Here is a 17,112-nt window from a genome sequence, read left to right on the forward strand (position 1 = left end):
GCAGCACAGTACCGCATCACCACCACCGCAGCACCGCACCACCACCGTACCACCACCGCCACTACACCGTCCTCCCCCGGACGCTTTTCAGCGATGCCGAGCGACTCCCGCCGTGAGTGCAGTTCGGGACGGGGGATGCGGAGCGTCAGGCCTCTTCGTCGCCGTACCCGACTCGGTCCGCGTCCGCGAGGGCGCGCTCGGCGGCCGCGTCGACGTCGAACTCCCGGCCGTCGACCAGCTCGCCGTCCCGGATGAGTGGCTCCAGCAGCGGTTCCGCGTCCGCGGGCCCCTCGCGGTCGGCGAGCCCGACGCCGTGGCCGCCGTCGGGCGTGCGGTAGACCTGCTTGACACCGGAGAGCTTCCCGCGCTTGGAGACCGGCTCGCCGTCGACTTCCACGATGTCCAGCGCGAAGTCGACCGGGTCGGCGTTCGAGACGGTCCCGCCGACGCCGAACCCGTCGGCCACGTCCCGGAGGTGCCTGAGGTCCGCGGGGCCGAGCCCGCCGGAGACGTAGAGGTCCACGTCCTCGTGTCCGCGGGCGTCCAGCTCCCACGCGACCTCGCGGAGGATGTGCCGGAAGTCGCCGCGGCGCGAGCCGGTAGTGTCGAGTCGAACGCCGTCGAGGCGGTCGCCGAGCGTCTCGACCGCTCGCAGCACCTCGTCTTTCTCGTCCGAAAAGGTGTCACACAGCGCGATCCGGGGGGCTCCCTCCTCGACCGTCTCGTCGAAGGCGGCCCACGCCGCCTCCTGGTTCCCGCGACCGAAGCAGATCATGAGCGCGTGCGGCATCGTCCCGCCCGCCTCGCGGCCGAGCAGGTCGCCCGCCGCGACGTGCGAGAAGCCGTCGAAGCCGGCGATAAGCGCGGAGCGCTCGACCGCGACGGTCATCGCGGGGTGGACGTGTCTGGCGCCGAACGACAGCACCGTCGAGTCGGGCGCGGCGACGCGGCAGTCGAGCGCCGCCGTCGCCATCCCGGAGGCGTGCGAGAGGAAGCCCAGAAGCGAGGTCTCCAGCCGCGCGAACGCGAGGTAGTCCCCGCGGATCCGCAGCACCGGCCCGCCGTCGAACAGCCGCCCCTCGGGGATCGCGTCCACGTCCACGTCGTGGCCCGAAAGCAGCGCGGCGGCGTCTTTCAGCCCGGCGAGCAGCTCGAAGTCGCCGGTCGGGAACTGGTCGGCGGTCACCTCCGCGACGACCTCGGGGTTCCGTCCGGCGGCCTCCAGAACCGCCTCGGTCCGCTCGAAGTAGGCGTCCGTCGCCCGCCCCGACGCGATGGCGTCGGCGCCGACGATGTCGAACTCGGTCATGCGTCGCGGTTCGCTCGGCGAGCGCAAAAAGCCACCCGGGTCGCGGGCGCCGCTGGTTCGCGGTCGGTCGACGCCGCTCTACGTCCGCCGAGCCACCAGCGCGGCAGCGACGACCGCGATGACGGCAACGAGAGCACCGAATCCGGGCGCGTCGTCGCCGGTCGTCTCGCTGCTCGTCGGCTCCGTCGTCCCGTCTCCCTCGTCGTCGGTGGTCGGTTCGTCTGTTCGGGTCTCGGTCGGCTCCGGTTCCACGAGTTCGATGTCCGGGCGAAGCTCGAAGACCGCGTCCGGGTCCGGCCCGTGCGCGATCGTCACGGTGGTCCCGTCGCGCTCGATACCGTAGGCGCCGCGGAAGGGGCCATCGGTGACCTCGCGAACGCCGTTCTCGCGGTGGGTCGCGTCGTGTGCGGAGAGCATCCGGAGGTACGTCTCGTGGAACTGCTGGGCGTCCTCGGCGGACTCCCACTCCGTCACCCAGACGTAGCCGTCCCGCGGCTCCTCGCCCGTATCGTCGCGGTAGGGGTACAGTTCGTCGTTGGCCCACCCGTCGGATGGCGGGGAGACGTAGCTGTAGTCCTGATACGGGTGGGAAGTGTTGAACAGCAGTCTCCGGTCGATCGTGTCGGCGTCGTAGCGCTCCTGCTGGTACCAGAACATCATGTAGATCGACGCCTCGCCGACCGTGTCCGCGCCGTCGACGCCCTGCCGCTCGTACGTCTCCCAGCCGCCCTCGGCGGTGTCCTCGAAGTCGATGGGGGCCGGCGTCACCGGCTCACGGTGGATGGTCTCCGCGGACGTGTTCGGCGGCGCAGCCATCAGCTCCTCAACCGCGCTCCACCCCTCCTCGGCCACCAGTTCGTCGACGTACGCCGGCCCGTCGGAGTACGGCTGGAGGAGGATCAGCAGGATCCCGAGATTGGGTTGGCTCGCGCTCCCGCCGCCGCTGCCCCCGCTCGACGGCTCGTCGAGGCACGTCCACTCGTCGTCGCACCGCTCCGCGTACCGAGTCTCAAGGTACGCCGCCTCGCCCTCGACGATGCCGTCGATGCCGAGGTCGGCGTCCTGCGTGGCGCCGGCGTAGCGCGGGGCGGTGAGGTCGTGGTACTGGTCCTGCATGCCGTGTGCGAGCTCGTGCAGCAGCGTCGCCGGCGAGATCTGCACCTCCTCGCCGTCGGGGACGACGATCACGATCCGGTCCTGTGCGGGGGAGTAGAACCCGGCGACCGACCCCGAGAGCGTGGAGTCGATCTCCTCGCCGGAGGAGCCGTCCTCGCCGATTATGAACAGCCCCTTCCACACCTGGTCGTTCCACCGCTCGTAGGTCGCGTTCGAGGAGCCGTTTCCGACCGATTCCGCGTACTCCGTCCGGCTCATCGTCTCGACCGGCACGTCCTCCTGAAAGGTCCGGTTGCGGAGGTGCTCGACGCGGGCCATCTGGAGGTCCGCGAACCGGTCGAGCTCGGTCTCGTTGAAGCCGTCGCTCCGGTCGACGTCCGGGTCATCGGTGTAGTGAACGCCGTTCCAGCACCCGATCAGGTCGTTGTCGCTCTCGTCCTCGCAGGCGGCCGGGTCGGTGGCCTGTGCGCTCCGCGGTGCGTCCTCGAGGTCGGTTGATACGGGTGATTCGGGAGCGGTGATCGCGGGCGTTTCGGAGGGGGAAAGCGCCCCTGCGCCGTTCGCGCTCGGTGCGGCGCTCGACCCGGGCGCGGCGACCGCGGCCGGCGCGACCAGCGCCGTCACCAACAGGGCGGCGACCAGGGCAGTGAGAACCCGTCGCATACCCTTCCTAACGGCCACCGGGGTAAGTACCTTGGCGAAATCGGCGCTCCGGCGGGTGCGGGCCACGAACGGTTTTTGTCGGCGGCCGCGGAACCCGCACCCATGGGCTACGACCCGAGCGAGACGGCGGTCGTCGTCGTCGACATGCAGAACGACTTCTGCCACCCGGACGGAAACCTCTTCGCGCCGCCAAGCGAGTCCGCGATCGGACCGGTGACGGACTTGGTTGATCGGGCGCGCGCGGCCGGCGCGCACGTCGTCTACACGCGCGACGTGCATCCCCCCGAGCAGTTCGACGGGAACCACTACTACGACGAGTTCGACCGCTGGGGCGAACACGTCGTCGAGGGCACGTGGGGCGCCGAACTGCACGACGACCTCGACGTGCGGGAGTCGGACCTGGTGGTCGAAAAGCACACCTACGACGCGTTCCACGAGACCCAGCTGGCGGGGTGGCTCGACGCGCACGGCGTGAACGACCTGCTGATCTGCGGCACGCTCGCGAACGTCTGCGTGCTCCACACCGCCGGCAGCGCGGGGCTGCGCGACTACCGCCCGGTGCTGGTGACGGACGCGCTCGGCTACATCGAGCCGGACCACAAGGCGTACGCGGTCGACCACGCCGACTGGCTGTTCGGCGAGACGACCGCGCTCGCGGACGTGTCGTTCGACTGAGGAGTGGCGCCACCTCCCGGCTACCCCCCGAAACCGGCCCGGACCCAACAGCATATACGCGCCGAGCGGCAACCGGTGACGCAACGATGGCCGGGCGCACGCACGTCCTCAGAGCCGACCTCTCGGCGGGCACCGTCGAGCGCGAACGCGTGCCCGAAGAGTGGCACCGCCGGTTCCTCGGCGGGAAGGGGCTCGGCGCGCGCTACCTCTACGAGGAGCTCGATGCGGGCGCGGCGCCGCTCGGCTCCGAGAATCTGCTCGCCTTCTGCGTCGGTCCGCTCTCCGGGGCGCTGCCCGGCGAACCGCGCTACGCCGCGGTGACGAAGTCGCCGCTGACGGGGCTGTTCCTCGACTCCTACGCCGGCGGGGAGTTCGCGGCCCGACTGGCCGGCTCGCTCGACGACTGCCTCGCGCTGCTGGTGACCGGGGAGAGCGACGAGCCGGTCCGGATCGAGATCGAGGGCGGCGAGGCCGACATTCGGCCGGCCGAGACGTGGGGGAAGGACACGGTCGCGACCGCGGAGGCACACCCCGACGCGGCCGTCGCGTGCGTCGGCCCCGCGGGCGAGCGCGGCGTCGCGTACGCGACGATCGCCTCGGACGCCGGCGACCACCACGCCGGCCGCGGCGGCGCGGGGGCCGTGATGGGCGCCAAGGGGCTGAAGGCGGTGTTGGCGCTGGACGGTCCGCCGGAACCGCCCGAGCCGCTCACCGCCCTCCGCGACGAGTACGGCGAGCGCTTCGCCGACGAGGAGACGGGGCGCTGGCAGGCGGCCGGCGAGACGCTCGAATCGGTCGACTTCGCCAACGAAGTGGGCGCGCTCGCCACGGAGGGGTGGCAGAAGGGCCGCTTCGCGGGAACGGAGGACGTGGGGATCGAGGCCGCCAAGGACGCGTCCGTCGGTCGCGAGAACCCCGACGACGCGGTCCCCGGCGGCTTCCGGGTCGAGACCGACGCGGGGGAGACGGTCCCGCGCGGCGCCGCGCCGATGACGCTCGGCGCCGGTCTCGGCGTCGACGACTTCGACGCGGTGGCGGCGCTGGGGGAACTGTGCGACCGTCTCGGCGTCGACGTGATCTCCGCGGGCAACGCGGTAGCGTGGGCCGCGCGCGCGGCCGAGTCCGGCGCCGTCGAAGCGGACCTCTCTTTCGGCGATCCGGACGCCGCGCGGGCGCTGATCGAGGCGATCGCGACCGGCGCGGACGGCCCCTGTGAGGCGGGCGTCGCGGCGGCGCTCGCACAGGGGGTCGACGCCGCGGCCGCGCGGTTCGGCGCCGACGACATCCCGACGGTGAAGTCGATGGAACTGCCGGCGTACGACCCGCGAGCGGCCGCGGGAATGGCGCTGGCGTACGCCACCAGCGACCGCGGCGGGTGTCACCGCCGCGCCCGACCCATCGAGGAGGAGGTGTTCGACGCGTGGGACCGCGAGGACCGCGTCTCGGCCGTGATCACCGCACAGGACACCCGATCGCTTTTGTGGAGTCTCGTCGCGGACGACTTCGCCGGCGAGACGATGTGGCGCGACTGCGGCGCGCCGTTCCTCGCCGCGCTGGCCGACCACACCGGGATCGACTACCCGACCGACCCGAAGGCGGCCCGGCGGACGGGCGAGCGGATCTGGACGCTGGTCCGGCTGTTCAACGTCCGCGAGGGCGCCGACCGCGACGACGACGCGCTGCCGAACGCCCTGCGCGAGCCCATCGCGGACGGTCCCGCGGCCGGGAGCCGGATCGACCCGGAGGGGTTCGCGGCCCTGCTCGACGGCTACTACGCGGCCCGCGGCTGGGGCGCCGACGGGGTTCCGACCGCCGAGACGCTCGACCGCCTCGAACTGGCCGGCGTCCGCGACGCGGAGACGCCGACCGCGAACCTCGCCCCGCCGACGCCGGCGGCGGGCGAGGAGGAAGACGGACGATCGCCGGCTGACGCGACCGCACCGACGAACGACGCCGACGACCGGGACACGCCATGACAGACACCGACCGCATCGACCTCGACGAGTTGGCCGACGACGAGCCCGACGACGAGCCCGACGCCCGCCGGGGCGACTGGTTCTGGCAGGGCGAGGGCGACCCTGACGCGGAGCCGGACGCGCCGGAGCGCGACCCCGCCGAGTCCGGCGTCTCGCGGCTGATGGAGCGGGAATCGGAAGCCGAGCGGTCCTCGGCGACGGACCCCGACGCGAACGATGACGACCCGGATACCGACGACCCGGGCGCTGCTGGTGACGATGCCGACCCGGACGCTGCTGGTGACGACGCCGATTCGGGCGCTACTGATGACGCCGACGAGGCGGCCGCGATCCCCCGCGTCCCCAGGGAGAACGCCGACAAGCCGGTCGGCGTCCCCTCGGGCGTCGGCGGTGCGGGCGCCGGCGCCGGTCCCGGCTCCGCGATGTCGACGGGCGAGGTCACGGAGGCGGCCGAGAGCACCGAACCCGGCGACGGGAGCGCGCCCGCTGACGGCCCGAACCACGAGGCGGGGACGAACGCCGCCCGGAAGGCGGTCGCGGCCGGCGCGGCCGAGGCGAAGGGTCCCCACGGCGGCGGCGCCGACGACATGACCATGGCGCTGTCGTTCCGCGCGATGTCGCAGCTGTCGGACCCGCAACTCACGGTGGCGAAGGCCCGCGAGTGGGCCGACTGGGTCGGCATCGTCGGCGAGGTAGAGGCGCCCGTGATCAACAAGTTCCAGCGCGAGCACCGCGTGGACGCCGACTTCTTCAACGGCACCGGGACCGGGCCGGCCGAGCGGCTGGCGAACGTCGGCGAGACCTCCATGTTCTACGCGAAGCGGATGGTGCTGGTCGGGACCGAGGCCGACCGCTGGATCGCCGAGGAGGCCGGCTGGGAGTTCGTGCCGTTCGAGACGGCCGCGGAGAAGGCCGGCTGGGACCACGAGGCGTAGCCTCGCCCGGTCGCTCGCGCGTTCGGGCCGCCGCGGCGGGACCCCCGCCAACCAAACTGTTTAGACGGTGCTGTCCCATGTGGTTCACGTCATGTCGATGCGAACCGCCTACGAGCAGAACAAGTTCGTCCTCGTCGGGGCCCTGCTGTTCGCCGGCTGGACGGCTTTGACGCTGCTCAACGTCGCCAACAGCATGGGGTCGATCTCGACCAGCAACTGGGTCGGACAGCACGGCATCGGCGGCATCGTGGGGATCGCCGCCCTGCTCGTCATCCTGGCGCTCACGCTCACCGCCTACGGCACGCTCACGGAGCCCGAGCCGGCGCCGGCGGAGTGGCCCCCCGAGTCCGAGTGACCGTGCGGGTCGAGCTCACCGACCGGTTCCACGAGGCCGCGGCCCAGTGGGCCGACGAGCGCGTGATGACCGAGGCGGCGGCGCTGGAGTCGAAGGCCGAACAGGCGGTCCTCGAGATCGAGCACCTCGTCACGGGCGCCCACGAGGTGGAGTTCGAGATCGAGGACGGCGTCCTCGTCTACGAGCCGAGCGACGACCTCGCGGCGTTCCTCGAGGAGCAGGCCGAGACCGCCGGGATCGAGCCCGAGACGGTTCTCGCTCTCCATGTCGACCTGTTCGCGGGGGCGTTCCTCTCCGAGGACTCCACCGGCCCCGACGACCCGGGCGTCACCGCCGACTTCGACCCCAACCCGAACCCCGGCGGGCGCTGATGGCGACGTTTTGCGGCGGCAGTGCTATGGCGGCTTTTTTGCGGCAGCATTTCTGTAACGACGTTTCTGTAGCGGCGGCTCGCACCCACTCTTACGTCAGCACTTGACTGCGGGCCCACCGCGAGCGTGACGCCGCAGGAAAGAATTATACCCTCGAACGTGGACAGTGTAGGTATGCGCAACCACACCGACTGGCGCCCGCGTCCCGCCATCGAGGAGATCGAGGGGTTCGAGACGTGGACCCACACCGCGCCCCACGAGATCAACGAGGGGGACGTGGAGGGCGACCTCGACCTTTCCGACCTGATCGACGACGACGCGGACGACGAGTAGCGCCCGACCGGTTTTCCACTCGCTGCGGCCGTTTCTGACACCTCCCGCGACCGCCGATGCGGTTACGGACCGTCACTCGCCTTGAGCGACGCGCTTCCCGCTCGGCCGCGAGCGCGCCGTCAGTCGTCAAACCCGATCCGGTCGCCGATGTCGTCGATGTGCTCGGCGATGTCGTCGCCGACGGACTCGCCGGGGAGGATGTCCCCCAGTCCGGCGCCGAACGCGGCCGCGGCCCAGACGACGCTGATCCGAGAGACCGCCTCGAAGTTCGTCGGCCCCGCCTCGAACAGCCGGCCCCACAGCACCATCAACAGCACCGTCGCGATCAGGGAGACGCCGAGGACGCCCACGAGCCGCCGGGGGATCACGCCGAGGATCGGGTTGTTGATCTGCACCTGCCGGAAGTCGGCGCCGTACAACAGGCCGACGGTCATCGCGACGACGAAGACGACGTTGCCGAGGAACATCACCGGCACCGGGCCGACCCGGACGCTCGCGAACCACGCCGCGATCTCGAAGACGCCTCCCTCCACGAGCAGCGGCAGCGCGAACAGCACCGCGCCGACGAACGCCTCCGCCATGTCGCGGGTGGTGTACTTGCTGATGCGTTCCGTGAACGCCGCGCTGCCCGGCATCCGCTCGACGAGCGAGATGGTCTGTCTGACCTTCCGACGCTCGTCCGGGTCGTCGACGACTTCCTCCAGTGCGTCGAGCTTCGCCAGCAGGTCGTCGACGTTCGGGTTCTCGGGACCGCGGTCACCGTTCGCGAGCGTCGGGTCGTCGCCGTCGCCCTTCCCCGCACCCGGTCGATCGGCGCTCATGCCTGTCCCCTCGGCAGGTCGTGATAAATAGCTGGCTCCGCTACCCGTCCCGCCGCGCCGCCGCGACGCCGGCCGCGGCGCCGACGAGGTGGCCGTACGCGGCCGCGACGCCCTCCAGCCCACGGACCGCGGAGAGGTCCGCCGCCACCTGGGCGCCGACGACCGCGACGAGCACGACGCCGGCCCCCGCCGCCGCGATCCGGTGCCGGTCGGTCCCCGACGCAGCGTCGGGCGACAGCAGGTCCCGCGACCGGACCGCGACGTACCCGACGAACGCGAACCCCGCCGCGCTCGCGCCCGCAGCCCCGCCCGCCAGCGGCCCGAGGTTGTACAGCACCACCGACCCCCCGATCGCGAGGGACGACGCGACCGCGAACAGCCCGAGGAACGTCCGCCGCCCCGCGAGCGAGACCACCAGCCCGCCGAACAGCACCGTCAGCGCCGCGTTGGTCGCGGCGTGACCCGGGCTCGCGTGCGCGAACGGCGCGAGCAGCCACCCCGGCGAGGGATCGGCGGTCGCGAGGAACCAGAAGACGTGCGACTCCCCGCCGAGGCGAACCACCGTCGTTAGCTGCGCGAGGTAGACGACGCCGTACAGCGCCGCGACCGCGACCGGCAGGAGGAAGTCGCTCGCGGCCACTGGCCAGTTCCTCGGTGGGTCGTCGGTCACGATGGTGAGGTGGGGGGCCGGCGAGAAAAGCCCTCGCCGTAGTAGCGCCGCTACGCGGATGGACTGCTGTAGAAATTGAGTGGGACCGCTGAGCAGGTCGTGAAGCCCTTAGCGTCCTGATCCGGGTCGTAGTGGCGTGAGTCATCAGTCGAGGTCCTCCAAGTGGTCGCGGCGCTGTTCGGCCCGCTTCCGCGGGTCGCTCCGGTCGTAGTGGTAGCGGATCGTCTGTGCGGTCGCGTCGACGCGCTCCGCGACCACCTCGGCGGGCATCCCTTGCTCCCGCATGTTGGTGATCGCGCCGGTCCGGATCCGGTGCGGGGAGAGCGACGACGGACACTTGCTCTGGTGGCCGTGTTCGCGATACTGGCAGGTCTCCGGCTCCTCGTCGTGCGGACAGTCGCCGATCTCGCAGGGCTGGGTGAGCGTGTAGATGGTCTGCCGGATCGTCTGCTTCGAGGCGCGGCCGAACGCGGTCGTCAGAAGCGGTTGGCGGCCGTCATCGTCGACGTAGTGCTCGCGATTGGTGTCGACGTAGTCCGCGACGACGCGCGTCGTGGCTTCCGAGAGCGCCACGTCGCGCTCGCTCTCGTCCTTGTTCTTCAGCGGGAGCCCGCGGTCGGGCTCGTGCCGGAACCGGAGGATCTGCTCGTCGCGCTCGAAGTGGTCCAGGTCGAGGCCGCGGAGCGCGCCCATCCGGGCCCCGGTCCGCCACATCAGCAGCAGGAGCGCGTGGTCGCGACTCGCGTACCGGAACCGCGAGAGGTGGTCGAGGATCTCCGCCGCGCGGTCGGCGTCCAGCTTCAGGTCGTTCGCGTCCTCCTGCTTCGACGTCTGCGGCTTGAGCAGCTGGACCTTGTCCGGCATGCTCGGTTCGGCCGCCTCGATGGCGACCGCGAACTCGAAGAACTTCTTGATCGTGCCGAACTGCGTGTTCAGCGTCGTCCGCGTCAGCTCGTCCTGCCGGAACGAGAGGTACTCCTGAATGTGCCGTCCGTCGATGACGTTCACGTTCATGATCCCGCGCTCCTCGCACCACCGGACGAACTGCAGGAGCCGGTAGCGGTACGACTGCAGCGTCTCGTCGCTGCTGTCGGACTGCCGCCGGTCGATGAACCGCTCGACCGCCTCGCGGGGCGTGATCGGCTCCAACTCGTCGCCGCCGGCGCTGTCGAGGCTCACGCGACGATCACCTCGCCCGAGACGAACGCCTGCGGCGGGATCTCCGCCTCGCGGCGGGCCATGTCGACGACCGCGGAGTCGGTCGCGAGCGGGCCGGCCTCGACGGTCGCGGTCGTCGTCCCCAGCAGCGACGTGAGCCGGACGCGGACGGGGCGGGCGTCCTCAGACATCCTGTCCCCCCAGTAGCGGGAACCACTGGATCGCCTTGATCCGGCGGTGCGGGAAGTCGACGATCTCGTCCACGTCCTCGCCGTCGAAGTTCACGACGCGGAGGTACGCCGTGCGCTTCTGGACGTGGTCGGCGGCGTACTTCTCGCCGTCGACGGTCATCACGACGGCCGGGTCGCGGTCGTCGCTGTACGTCTCCATCGCGCGAGCCTCGAATGGCTTCCCGTTACTCACCGGCCTCACCCTCCCGTTCGAGCGGATGGCCTGTGTCGTTCCGAATCTTCGGCGCGAGGGCGTACGCGACCTCCTGCGGGTTCTCGTGGGGAACGAGGCTCAGCGGCTTCTCGTCCTCCACGATGACGTTCATCTGGTGGCTGTCCTCGAGCTCGTTCGCCATTTCGAGGAGTTCCGCGAGACGTTCTCCGTCGAGGAGGACGGCCGCGGCGTCGTCGCTGTAGACGCGCTTACCAGACTGCCACTCCTCGTTGTCGAGGAATCCGAGAAGGTCCGCGTCATCAGTGACGAGTGCGGCGTCCTCGGCGGTCGACGCGTCACTCACCGTCCTCACCTCCCTGCCACGCCTGCCGGGCCGAAAGCGCGCGACGCGCCGTCTCAGTGAGGCTGTACTCGTTCGTCCGGCGATCACGGGTCCGCTTCTCAACCAGCCCGGCATCGGCCAGCCGGTCGAGGTTCTGGTAGAGGCGGCTGTGGTTCAGGCTCTCACCGTAGTAGTCTTCCAGCTCGTCCTTCAGCGCGAGGCCCTTTCGACCGCCCTCGTGGGATAGCGCCCACAGCAGGTCGCGCTGGAACGCGGTCAGGTCCGCGGCGAAGGTCGCGGTCGTTTCCGCCTCCGTCATTCGCTCTCACCACCGTCTTCGAGAGGAGTGAAGTTCTGCTGAACCATCCCCGGAACGCTGACGACGCCGTCGCGCTCGTAGCCGGCACGCTCAAGCGCTTCGTCGATGGCGTCGACGTTCTGGTCCGCTTCGTTGCTCTTGATCACGAAGTGTCCGCGACCGCTCTCGATCTGGACGAGACTGTCCGGATCAGCATCCTCGATAGACTCCACGGCCTCGATGAGCGCATCGTCCGTCACGCGGACGCACCTCCGGCACAATCGCGGCAGACGTGGTCGCCGCGAGCGGCGTCGTAGCCGTCCGCCGGCGCGCCACAGACGGCGCAGGCGCTACGGTTTTCAGAACGCGGTGCGTGTGCTGTCGTGCGGGGCCCAAACCCCGCGAATTCGGATTTCGACATGGTCCGTGCATTCGCACGGAACCCGCCCGCGGCCGGTGGTTCCAGCACCGGCCCGGGCCCGATGAACTCTCACTAGCCGAGGATATCTCGCTCGGGCTCCGTGTCTGCTCAAACACACTAGTTGTGCATAAATGCACCGACTGTATATTTGATGCTTAGATATGTGAGCAAACTCCCTTTTCAGGAGTATTAGTGGTCAATAGCGCCTGAACACACTCAATGCGTAAATCTGCCCCGTGGATGACTATTTGGGACGACCGAATTCTCGAGATCGCACAAGAAGAAGACTCGGTTCGCGCACCTCAACTGGTTGATAGTGGCTATATCCATATCTCTCGCTCCCAAATTTCTCGCCGACTCCGGAAACTCCGGGATCACGGTCTTCTGCAGGACCTCGGAAACGGCGTCTATGCGATTACCGAACTGGGAGAGGAGTACCTCGCTGGCGATCTGAATGCCGAGAATCTCTCTGAGAATGGCGAAGAAGGCCATGCCGCTAGCTAAGGATGTGTATCAGAAATGCCGCCGTCTGGATGACCTACCTCGACGACCGCATCCTCGAACACCTCCACGAGGAGGACTGGGCTTCGCCCGCGACGATGGCCGCGGATGTCCGCTTCGCGGCGAGTCAGAACCGCATCTCCGAGCGGTGTCACGTCCTCGCGGACGCCGACTTCATCCGGCCGTTGATCGACTCCGCGGACGCCGATACGTTCGAGATCTCCCGGTGGGGCTCGCTGTACCTCGAAGGGAAGGTCGACGCGGAGCTGCGCCGACCGCGGCCGGCTCCACGGCCGCCAGACGCTACGAGACCGGATTGGTGGGCGAGGTTTGGATAAAATATGGTACTGGAACGACTCACCCGCCTCTGGCGGTCGGATGACCCGAACAAGCGGTACATCGGGCTCTTCGGAAAGCTGTTCGTCGAGCTCGGCACTTGCGTGCTAGCTGCCGTAGTAGTCTATGCACCCTTCGCACTTCTCGATTGGCAGTTCGATGTTTTCGGGCTCTTGTCCGAACCGCTCGCGGTGCTTACCACCGTCGCAGCGATCTCTGCGTATTTCGGGAACCTAGTCTTCTGCAAGGTGATTACGAGAGAACCATCGAAGCTGGACGAGAGGCTCGTCGAACTACTCGGAGACGAAGACGAGGAGTCAGGTGAGACGCCGCCCGGCGAAGAACCGGAGCGGTAGTTCGTCGAGCTTGATGTTCTTCCGAGTGACGTTGTGCGCGATGTGAGCCGTAACCATCAGTGTAGCCAGTATTAGGGCCAAGAGGCCGGAGATACTGAGCAGGTATCCCTCCTCCATGGTCCACATCTCGTACATCGGATAGACGATTGCGAATGCAACTCCGATGCCGGTGAATCCCGAAAGCACGAGCGCGTGCGAGATGGAAATGACGAGTAGTAGAACGGCGTTGTAGTACAGGACGCTAATGATAGAGAGGAGGGTACTAACGATCCATCCGAAGTCTCCTGCACCTTCCTCGGTTTCGAAGCCAGAGAACACCATCTTCTGGCTCATGAACACCGCCCATCCGAGTAGCGCAAGGACCGCATAACCTAGATACTCAAACCCTCCACCGACGGCTGTTAGAGCCCACACTGGCGCGGTGATAAGACCGACCGCGACGAATCCACCCAGTGACGCGATAAGCGTCCCTACGAAGTAGTAGGCCAATCGCACCCGTGGATGGTGGTCTTCAGCCATGTCTCTATTAATGATATCGCCGCATGAGTTGTAAACCTTCCTTCTAACCAAATGATCCGTAGTTCTAAAAGATCAAATCAGAGATTGGGTGAAGGAACGCCATCCTCCCGCCGATACTGTACCTGTCCATCCTCTTTATTGATCCGTACGTAGTGAGTGATTCCACTCAGTCCATGATAGCGGAACGTCCAGTAGTCGTCGTTCTGTCCCTCGATATTCTCGACATCCTCGATGGAGCTACTGAAGCGATCTAGGCTGGACTTCTGCTGAATCGCCATCCATGCAGTATATCGGAGCTTCTCTTGCTGCTGATCCTGCAGTTTCTTGAACTCGGCACCACCTCCAATCAGGGCACCAATCGCAGCACCTGCAACCGCGAACTGGGGACCAAATATTGCTCCAAAAAGGCCGCCAGCAGCGGCTCCTGCGGCGCTAGGGACACTCGTGATTTCCTCGTCATCCATCTCGATGCCGAGAACAGGTTCCCAGTTCGATTCACCTCCGTCTGTACGTGCTTCGGAGTCCTCATCGTCTGTATCAGAGAATCCTGCCTTGATTTGCTTCTCTAAGCGATCGAGGCGTTTCTCGATCTTCTGTTCCAAGTGGTAGAGAGTATAGAACAGAGCGATTACACCGAGAGCGATTCCACCGAGAATAATCTCCTCTACAGTAAGAAACTGAATTGCTCCAAATATCATTCCGACCACACCTGCACCTCCAACGAGAGAGCGGCCAAGTTGAGTGAGTGCTTGCTCGACTCCTGGCATTGCCCCACAAAATTGATTGAGAGATAATAATATTGTTCAAACATAGGTCTGGTTAATCATACAACGCACTTCACAGGAGGATACCTATGGATTTTCGAATTAGGGCCCCATTCATTTGATTCGATTGCTGAATCAAGGCGTATTTTTAACCTGCTATCCTCTCCGAACTGGGATACGGTCGATGGAGCCAATGATTAAATACGGTAGAGCGGCACTCTCTGGTAGATGAGTGAGCAGGGACTGACCTACGTCGATCTGTTCGCGGGGGCGGGCGGGCTCTCCGTCGGCCTGGAGCGAGCCGGGTTCGAGCTCGTCCACGCAGTCGAGGTCGACGAGGACGCTCGCACTTCCTTCGCGAACAACCGCGAGGGCTTGGACGCGGAGGACCTCACGCAGGATATCCGCGACGTGGACAACGCCGAGGTGACTGATGTCGTTGGCGAAGAGACGGTCGACCTCGTCGCGGGAGGTCCTCCGTGTCAGGGATTCTCCGAGGTTGTGAGCCCCGACGGCTCCGACGACCGAAACCATCTCTTCGTCAACTTCATCTCCTGGGTGAACGAGCTGGATCCGAAAGCGGCGCTGTTCGAGAACGTCCGCGGGATGCAGAACACCGCGGACGGGAAGTTTTTCGACGCGGTCGAGGAGTCGTTCGCGGAGATTGGCTACGACGTGAGCCACCGCGTGGTAAAGGCATCTGACTTCGGTGTTCCGCAGGAGCGTCACCGTCTCCTCGTCCTCGCGACCAAGCAATCGGAAACGGAATTGCCGTTTGAGGGGTTCGAACTCGATCCTGTCGATACGCCGGGCGTCATCGACGGGATTGGAGATCTTCCTGAGGTCGGACCCGGCGAACAGAAGACGGAGTACGAAACGGAACCGACGACGGTCATTCAGGAGGACCTTCGCGGAAGTAACGAGGTCATCACCCACCACCAGGCAGCGAGCCACACCGAGGATATGGTGGAGATGATTTCTCACATCCCCGACGGTGGTAACCGGACGGCGATCCCGGACGATCTGCAGCCGTCCTCAGGGTACCACAACTCCTACTCCCGGCTCGACTCGCAGGAGCCCGCGGTCGCGATTACGTCCAACATGTCGAAGCCGTCGAGCGCACGCTGTATCCATCCGTTTCAGGACCGTGGCTTGACCCCTCGCGAAGGTGCTCGACTTCAGACGTTCCCGGACTCGTACCGCTTCGAGGGAGGCCTCGTCTCGATCCGCCAGCAGATCGGGAACGCGGTTCCGCCCTATCTCGCGGAGGCCGTCGGGTACTACCTCAAGCAGAGCGTTTTCCACCAGGAACTCTCCGACGAGGAGCGAGAGCGGATCTACGAACTTCGCTGTGGCGGGATGGACCTGAAAGAGTTCGACCAGAAGAAAGCCGACCTAAGCGGGCACGCACAACAGGTCACGCTCGACTTCGCGGACTAGCTGCTTTCTCCCTACCGAACCGCCTTCGGTATTGTTCTCAGTTAGAAACGGATCTGCAGAGATTTTCTCGATGCAGCCCAACTAGCTGGCTATTCACCGGACGTCGACCCGGTCGCCGTACGCAATGATAACCTTTCTAAGAGTGTCTACTGAGTAGACAGTATATTCGGATGGACCGATGGAGTGAGAGCCGAACCGAAGGGGAAGACGAAGCGATAGAAGCGTTTCTGTCGAGCCATTTCCCGGCGGATTACGCCGAGGAACAAGCTAGCCTCACGGCATACGCCGAATCCGAGGCAGAACTCTCCGACGAAGAGCGTGACGAGGTCGACGCACTCGTCGCGGAAGCGGGAAGGCAGTTCGAGTCCTCGAAGGGGACGCTTGGACTCGCTATTGACTTCATCATCCTCGCTGAAGAGCTGGCGCAGCACGACGACTGGATCGAAGGATTTGATCCGAGCATAGTCGTCGATGACGTGCTCGCTCGGTACGAAAGCAAGGCGAAGTCATCGCTGACACTCCAGCGGGGCGACGTGAAAGAAGGTATTCGAGCGTACCACAACGAGCTGATCGAACTGTTTCGGGAAGACCTGAACCGGACGAACTTCCCGAGTTCCCCCGGTCATCACACGGGGGAGTGGGAACGCTACGACGACATGCTGGAGCACGCCTTCCGTCTTTCACGGGAAGGTCGATACGTAGCTGTTCAGGAGCTGTTCGATCTCGGGTTGGAACGCTTGGAGTCGAAAGAGTACGAACGTCGTGATCCGCCGTTCAAGGACCCGTTCCTGCGAGTACTACGTGATTACAGACGAAGCGATCCTGACGAGCAAGGCGGTTCGGCGTATCAGGCACTCTGTTACGGGTACGTCAAAACAGAGTGGCCACACCTATCTCTCCGAGCAAGCAAAGTCCGAACTGGCTCCTCCAGGCAACAGCGCCACGGCGACATAGACGGTTATCACGGACCGGATCTGATGATCTCGGTCGAGGTCAAAGACCGGGAGATCGACTCTTCCAACGTGCGATCCGAACTCGGGACGATGATGAAGGTCGCGAGGGACACGACCGCGATTGCAATTGCGATCTGTAACAAGGTGAGTTCCGACGCCCGAGAGACGCTGGAGGAAGAGGGGGTCCGGGTACTTGATGATCTAGATCTCCAACGTCAGTTGGAATTCTGGGACTATCACAAACAGAACCGCGCCCTCCACGGTATGCTCCACTTCTTTGCCAACATCGAGGAGAACCCTGACGGCGTCCAGCGCCTTCTCCAGTTCATCTCGACCGTCGATCCGGATAACCGCGTACTCGCTCACCTCGCGGAGCAGGACTCGCAGACCAACCTCGACGGGATCTGACCCGCTC

General features: G+C 66.5%; 23 protein-coding genes. 10 read left to right on the forward strand and 13 right to left on the reverse strand.

What is annotated here, in order from left to right:
- Positions 1-145: 145 nt before the first annotated feature.
- The gene (locus tag AN233_RS08570) at positions 146-1,309 is read right to left on the reverse strand and encodes a nicotinate phosphoribosyltransferase (protein WP_058366368.1); all 1,164 of its coding nucleotides are present in this window, start codon (positions 1,307-1,309) and stop codon (positions 146-148) included.
- 78 nt (positions 1,310-1,387) lie between these two features.
- Positions 1,388-3,088 carry an Hvo_1808 family surface protein gene (locus tag AN233_RS08575; RefSeq protein WP_058366369.1) on the reverse strand — a complete coding sequence of 567 codons (1,701 nt, stop codon included), beginning with the start codon at positions 3,086-3,088 and terminating at the stop codon, positions 1,388-1,390.
- Positions 3,089-3,190: 102 nt separating this feature from the next.
- On the opposite strand from AN233_RS08575, the gene AN233_RS08580 reads away from it, so the two are divergent.
- The 6 genes from AN233_RS08580 to AN233_RS17300 all read left to right on the forward strand — a co-directional run bounded on the left by AN233_RS08580 (position 3,191) and on the right by AN233_RS17300 (position 7,733).
- Positions 3,191-3,763 carry a cysteine hydrolase family protein gene (locus AN233_RS08580; RefSeq protein ID WP_058366370.1) on the forward strand — a complete coding sequence of 191 codons (573 nt, stop codon included), beginning with the start codon at positions 3,191-3,193 and terminating at the stop codon, positions 3,761-3,763.
- 86 nt (positions 3,764-3,849) lie between these two features.
- Complete coding sequence (locus AN233_RS08585; protein ID WP_058366371.1) at positions 3,850-5,739, forward strand: aldehyde ferredoxin oxidoreductase family protein; 1,890 nt, start codon at positions 3,850-3,852, stop codon at positions 5,737-5,739.
- A complete protein-coding gene (locus tag AN233_RS08590) occupies positions 5,736-6,674 on the forward strand; it encodes a DUF7124 domain-containing protein (RefSeq protein WP_058366372.1) in 939 nt (312 codons plus the stop codon). The genes AN233_RS08585 and AN233_RS08590 overlap by 4 nt, the downstream gene beginning before the upstream one ends.
- 91 nt (positions 6,675-6,765) lie before the next feature.
- On the forward strand, positions 6,766-7,029 hold the full coding sequence (locus AN233_RS08595; protein ID WP_058366373.1) for a hypothetical protein: 264 nt from the start codon (positions 6,766-6,768) through the stop codon (positions 7,027-7,029).
- A gap of 2 nt (positions 7,030-7,031) precedes the next feature.
- Positions 7,032-7,400: a hypothetical protein gene (locus AN233_RS08600; protein WP_218055074.1), complete on the forward strand. Its 369-nt coding sequence runs from the start codon at positions 7,032-7,034 to the stop codon at positions 7,398-7,400.
- 174 nt (positions 7,401-7,574) lie between these two features.
- On the forward strand, positions 7,575-7,733 hold the full coding sequence (locus AN233_RS17300) for a hypothetical protein (protein WP_176696668.1): 159 nt from the start codon (positions 7,575-7,577) through the stop codon (positions 7,731-7,733).
- Between the two features lie 119 nt (positions 7,734-7,852).
- Here AN233_RS17300 and AN233_RS08605 read toward each other — a convergent pair whose 3' ends face one another.
- The 9 genes from AN233_RS08605 to AN233_RS18320 all read right to left on the reverse strand — a co-directional run bounded on the left by AN233_RS08605 (position 7,853) and on the right by AN233_RS18320 (position 12,320).
- Positions 7,853-8,554 carry a hypothetical protein gene (locus AN233_RS08605; RefSeq protein ID WP_058366374.1) on the reverse strand — a complete coding sequence of 234 codons (702 nt, stop codon included), beginning with the start codon at positions 8,552-8,554 and terminating at the stop codon, positions 7,853-7,855.
- 40 nt (positions 8,555-8,594) lie between these two features.
- Positions 8,595-9,224, reverse strand: a complete 630-nt coding sequence (locus tag AN233_RS08610) for a rhomboid family intramembrane serine protease (RefSeq protein WP_058366375.1) — start codon at positions 9,222-9,224, stop codon at positions 8,595-8,597.
- A 144-nt stretch (positions 9,225-9,368) separates the two neighbouring features.
- Positions 9,369-10,403 (reverse strand): tyrosine-type recombinase/integrase, encoded by a 1,035-nt coding sequence (locus AN233_RS08615; protein WP_058366376.1) that lies wholly within the window; start codon positions 10,401-10,403, stop codon positions 9,369-9,371.
- Positions 10,400-10,573 (reverse strand): hypothetical protein, encoded by a 174-nt coding sequence (locus tag AN233_RS17305; protein ID WP_176696669.1) that lies wholly within the window; start codon positions 10,571-10,573, stop codon positions 10,400-10,402. Before AN233_RS17305 ends, AN233_RS08615 begins: the two co-directional genes overlap by 4 nt.
- Positions 10,566-10,805 carry a hypothetical protein gene (locus AN233_RS08620; protein WP_125919999.1) on the reverse strand — a complete coding sequence of 80 codons (240 nt, stop codon included), beginning with the start codon at positions 10,803-10,805 and terminating at the stop codon, positions 10,566-10,568. The genes AN233_RS17305 and AN233_RS08620 overlap by 8 nt, the downstream gene beginning before the upstream one ends.
- Positions 10,798-11,130: a hypothetical protein gene (locus tag AN233_RS08625; RefSeq protein ID WP_125920000.1), complete on the reverse strand. Its 333-nt coding sequence runs from the start codon at positions 11,128-11,130 to the stop codon at positions 10,798-10,800. The genes AN233_RS08620 and AN233_RS08625 overlap by 8 nt, the downstream gene beginning before the upstream one ends.
- Complete coding sequence (locus tag AN233_RS08630) at positions 11,123-11,428, reverse strand: helix-turn-helix transcriptional regulator (RefSeq protein ID WP_058366379.1); 306 nt, start codon at positions 11,426-11,428, stop codon at positions 11,123-11,125. Before AN233_RS08630 ends, AN233_RS08625 begins: the two co-directional genes overlap by 8 nt.
- Positions 11,425-11,667 (reverse strand): hypothetical protein, encoded by a 243-nt coding sequence (locus tag AN233_RS08635; RefSeq protein WP_058366380.1) that lies wholly within the window; start codon positions 11,665-11,667, stop codon positions 11,425-11,427. The genes AN233_RS08630 and AN233_RS08635 overlap by 4 nt, the downstream gene beginning before the upstream one ends.
- A 377-nt stretch (positions 11,668-12,044) precedes the next feature.
- Positions 12,045-12,320 (reverse strand): hypothetical protein, encoded by a 276-nt coding sequence (locus tag AN233_RS18320; protein ID WP_058366381.1) that lies wholly within the window; start codon positions 12,318-12,320, stop codon positions 12,045-12,047.
- A 41-nt stretch (positions 12,321-12,361) separates the two neighbouring features.
- Here AN233_RS18320 and AN233_RS08645 point away from each other — a divergent pair, with 41 nt between their 5' ends.
- The gene (locus AN233_RS08645) at positions 12,362-12,667 is read left to right on the forward strand and encodes a repressor phrH2 (RefSeq protein WP_245626037.1); all 306 of its coding nucleotides are present in this window, start codon (positions 12,362-12,364) and stop codon (positions 12,665-12,667) included.
- Between the two features lie 3 nt (positions 12,668-12,670).
- Positions 12,671-13,021 carry a hypothetical protein gene (locus AN233_RS08650; RefSeq protein WP_058366382.1) on the forward strand — a complete coding sequence of 117 codons (351 nt, stop codon included), beginning with the start codon at positions 12,671-12,673 and terminating at the stop codon, positions 13,019-13,021.
- Here the strand turns inward: AN233_RS08650 and AN233_RS08655 are convergent.
- Positions 12,983-13,540: a hypothetical protein gene (locus tag AN233_RS08655; protein WP_125920001.1), complete on the reverse strand. Its 558-nt coding sequence runs from the start codon at positions 13,538-13,540 to the stop codon at positions 12,983-12,985. The genes AN233_RS08650 and AN233_RS08655 overlap by 39 nt on opposite strands.
- A gap of 77 nt (positions 13,541-13,617) precedes the next feature.
- On the reverse strand, positions 13,618-14,307 hold the full coding sequence (locus AN233_RS08660) for a hypothetical protein (protein ID WP_125920002.1): 690 nt from the start codon (positions 14,305-14,307) through the stop codon (positions 13,618-13,620).
- A 225-nt stretch (positions 14,308-14,532) separates the two neighbouring features.
- On the opposite strand from AN233_RS08660, the gene AN233_RS08665 reads away from it, so the two are divergent.
- The gene (locus AN233_RS08665) at positions 14,533-15,744 is read left to right on the forward strand and encodes a DNA cytosine methyltransferase (protein ID WP_058366385.1); all 1,212 of its coding nucleotides are present in this window, start codon (positions 14,533-14,535) and stop codon (positions 15,742-15,744) included.
- Positions 15,745-15,914: 170 nt separating this feature from the next.
- Positions 15,915-17,105 carry a hypothetical protein gene (locus AN233_RS08670; RefSeq protein ID WP_058366386.1) on the forward strand — a complete coding sequence of 397 codons (1,191 nt, stop codon included), beginning with the start codon at positions 15,915-15,917 and terminating at the stop codon, positions 17,103-17,105.
- The last annotated feature ends 7 nt before the right edge of the window (positions 17,106-17,112 follow it).

The sequence above is a fragment of the Haloparvum sedimenti genome (genome assembly GCF_001462205.1).
In the GTDB taxonomy this organism is placed as follows: Archaea; Halobacteriota; Halobacteria; order Halobacteriales; family Haloferacaceae; genus Haloparvum; species Haloparvum sedimenti.

Bases quoted from the DNA above. Each gene is read 5' to 3' on its own strand.
- AN233_RS08570 (WP_058366368.1), bottom strand. From the start codon at position 1,309: ATGACCGAGTTCGACATCGTCGGCGCCGACGCCATCGCGTCGGGGCGG.
- AN233_RS08575 (WP_058366369.1), bottom strand. From the start codon at position 3,088: ATGCGACGGGTTCTCACTGCCCTGGTCGCCGCCCTGTTGGTGACGGCG.
- AN233_RS08580 (WP_058366370.1), top strand. From the start codon at position 3,191: ATGGGCTACGACCCGAGCGAGACGGCGGTCGTCGTCGTCGACATGCAG.
- AN233_RS08585 (WP_058366371.1), top strand. From the start codon at position 3,850: ATGGCCGGGCGCACGCACGTCCTCAGAGCCGACCTCTCGGCGGGCACC.
- AN233_RS08590 (WP_058366372.1), top strand. From the start codon at position 5,736: ATGACAGACACCGACCGCATCGACCTCGACGAGTTGGCCGACGACGAG.
- AN233_RS08595 (WP_058366373.1), top strand. From the start codon at position 6,766: ATGTCGATGCGAACCGCCTACGAGCAGAACAAGTTCGTCCTCGTCGGG.
- AN233_RS17300 (WP_176696668.1), top strand. From the start codon at position 7,575: ATGCGCAACCACACCGACTGGCGCCCGCGTCCCGCCATCGAGGAGATC.
- AN233_RS08605 (WP_058366374.1), bottom strand. From the start codon at position 8,554: ATGAGCGCCGATCGACCGGGTGCGGGGAAGGGCGACGGCGACGACCCG.
- AN233_RS17305 (WP_176696669.1), bottom strand. From the start codon at position 10,573: ATGTCTGAGGACGCCCGCCCCGTCCGCGTCCGGCTCACGTCGCTGCTG.
- AN233_RS08630 (WP_058366379.1), bottom strand. From the start codon at position 11,428: ATGACGGAGGCGGAAACGACCGCGACCTTCGCCGCGGACCTGACCGCG.
- AN233_RS18320 (WP_058366381.1), bottom strand. From the start codon at position 12,320: ATGGCCTTCTTCGCCATTCTCAGAGAGATTCTCGGCATTCAGATCGCC.
- AN233_RS08645 (WP_245626037.1), top strand. From the start codon at position 12,362: ATGACCTACCTCGACGACCGCATCCTCGAACACCTCCACGAGGAGGAC.
- AN233_RS08650 (WP_058366382.1), top strand. From the start codon at position 12,671: ATGGTACTGGAACGACTCACCCGCCTCTGGCGGTCGGATGACCCGAAC.
- AN233_RS08655 (WP_125920001.1), bottom strand. From the start codon at position 13,540: ATGGCTGAAGACCACCATCCACGGGTGCGATTGGCCTACTACTTCGTA.
- AN233_RS08660 (WP_125920002.1), bottom strand. From the start codon at position 14,307: ATGCCAGGAGTCGAGCAAGCACTCACTCAACTTGGCCGCTCTCTCGTT.
- AN233_RS08665 (WP_058366385.1), top strand. From the start codon at position 14,533: ATGAGTGAGCAGGGACTGACCTACGTCGATCTGTTCGCGGGGGCGGGC.
- AN233_RS08670 (WP_058366386.1), top strand. From the start codon at position 15,915: ATGGACCGATGGAGTGAGAGCCGAACCGAAGGGGAAGACGAAGCGATA.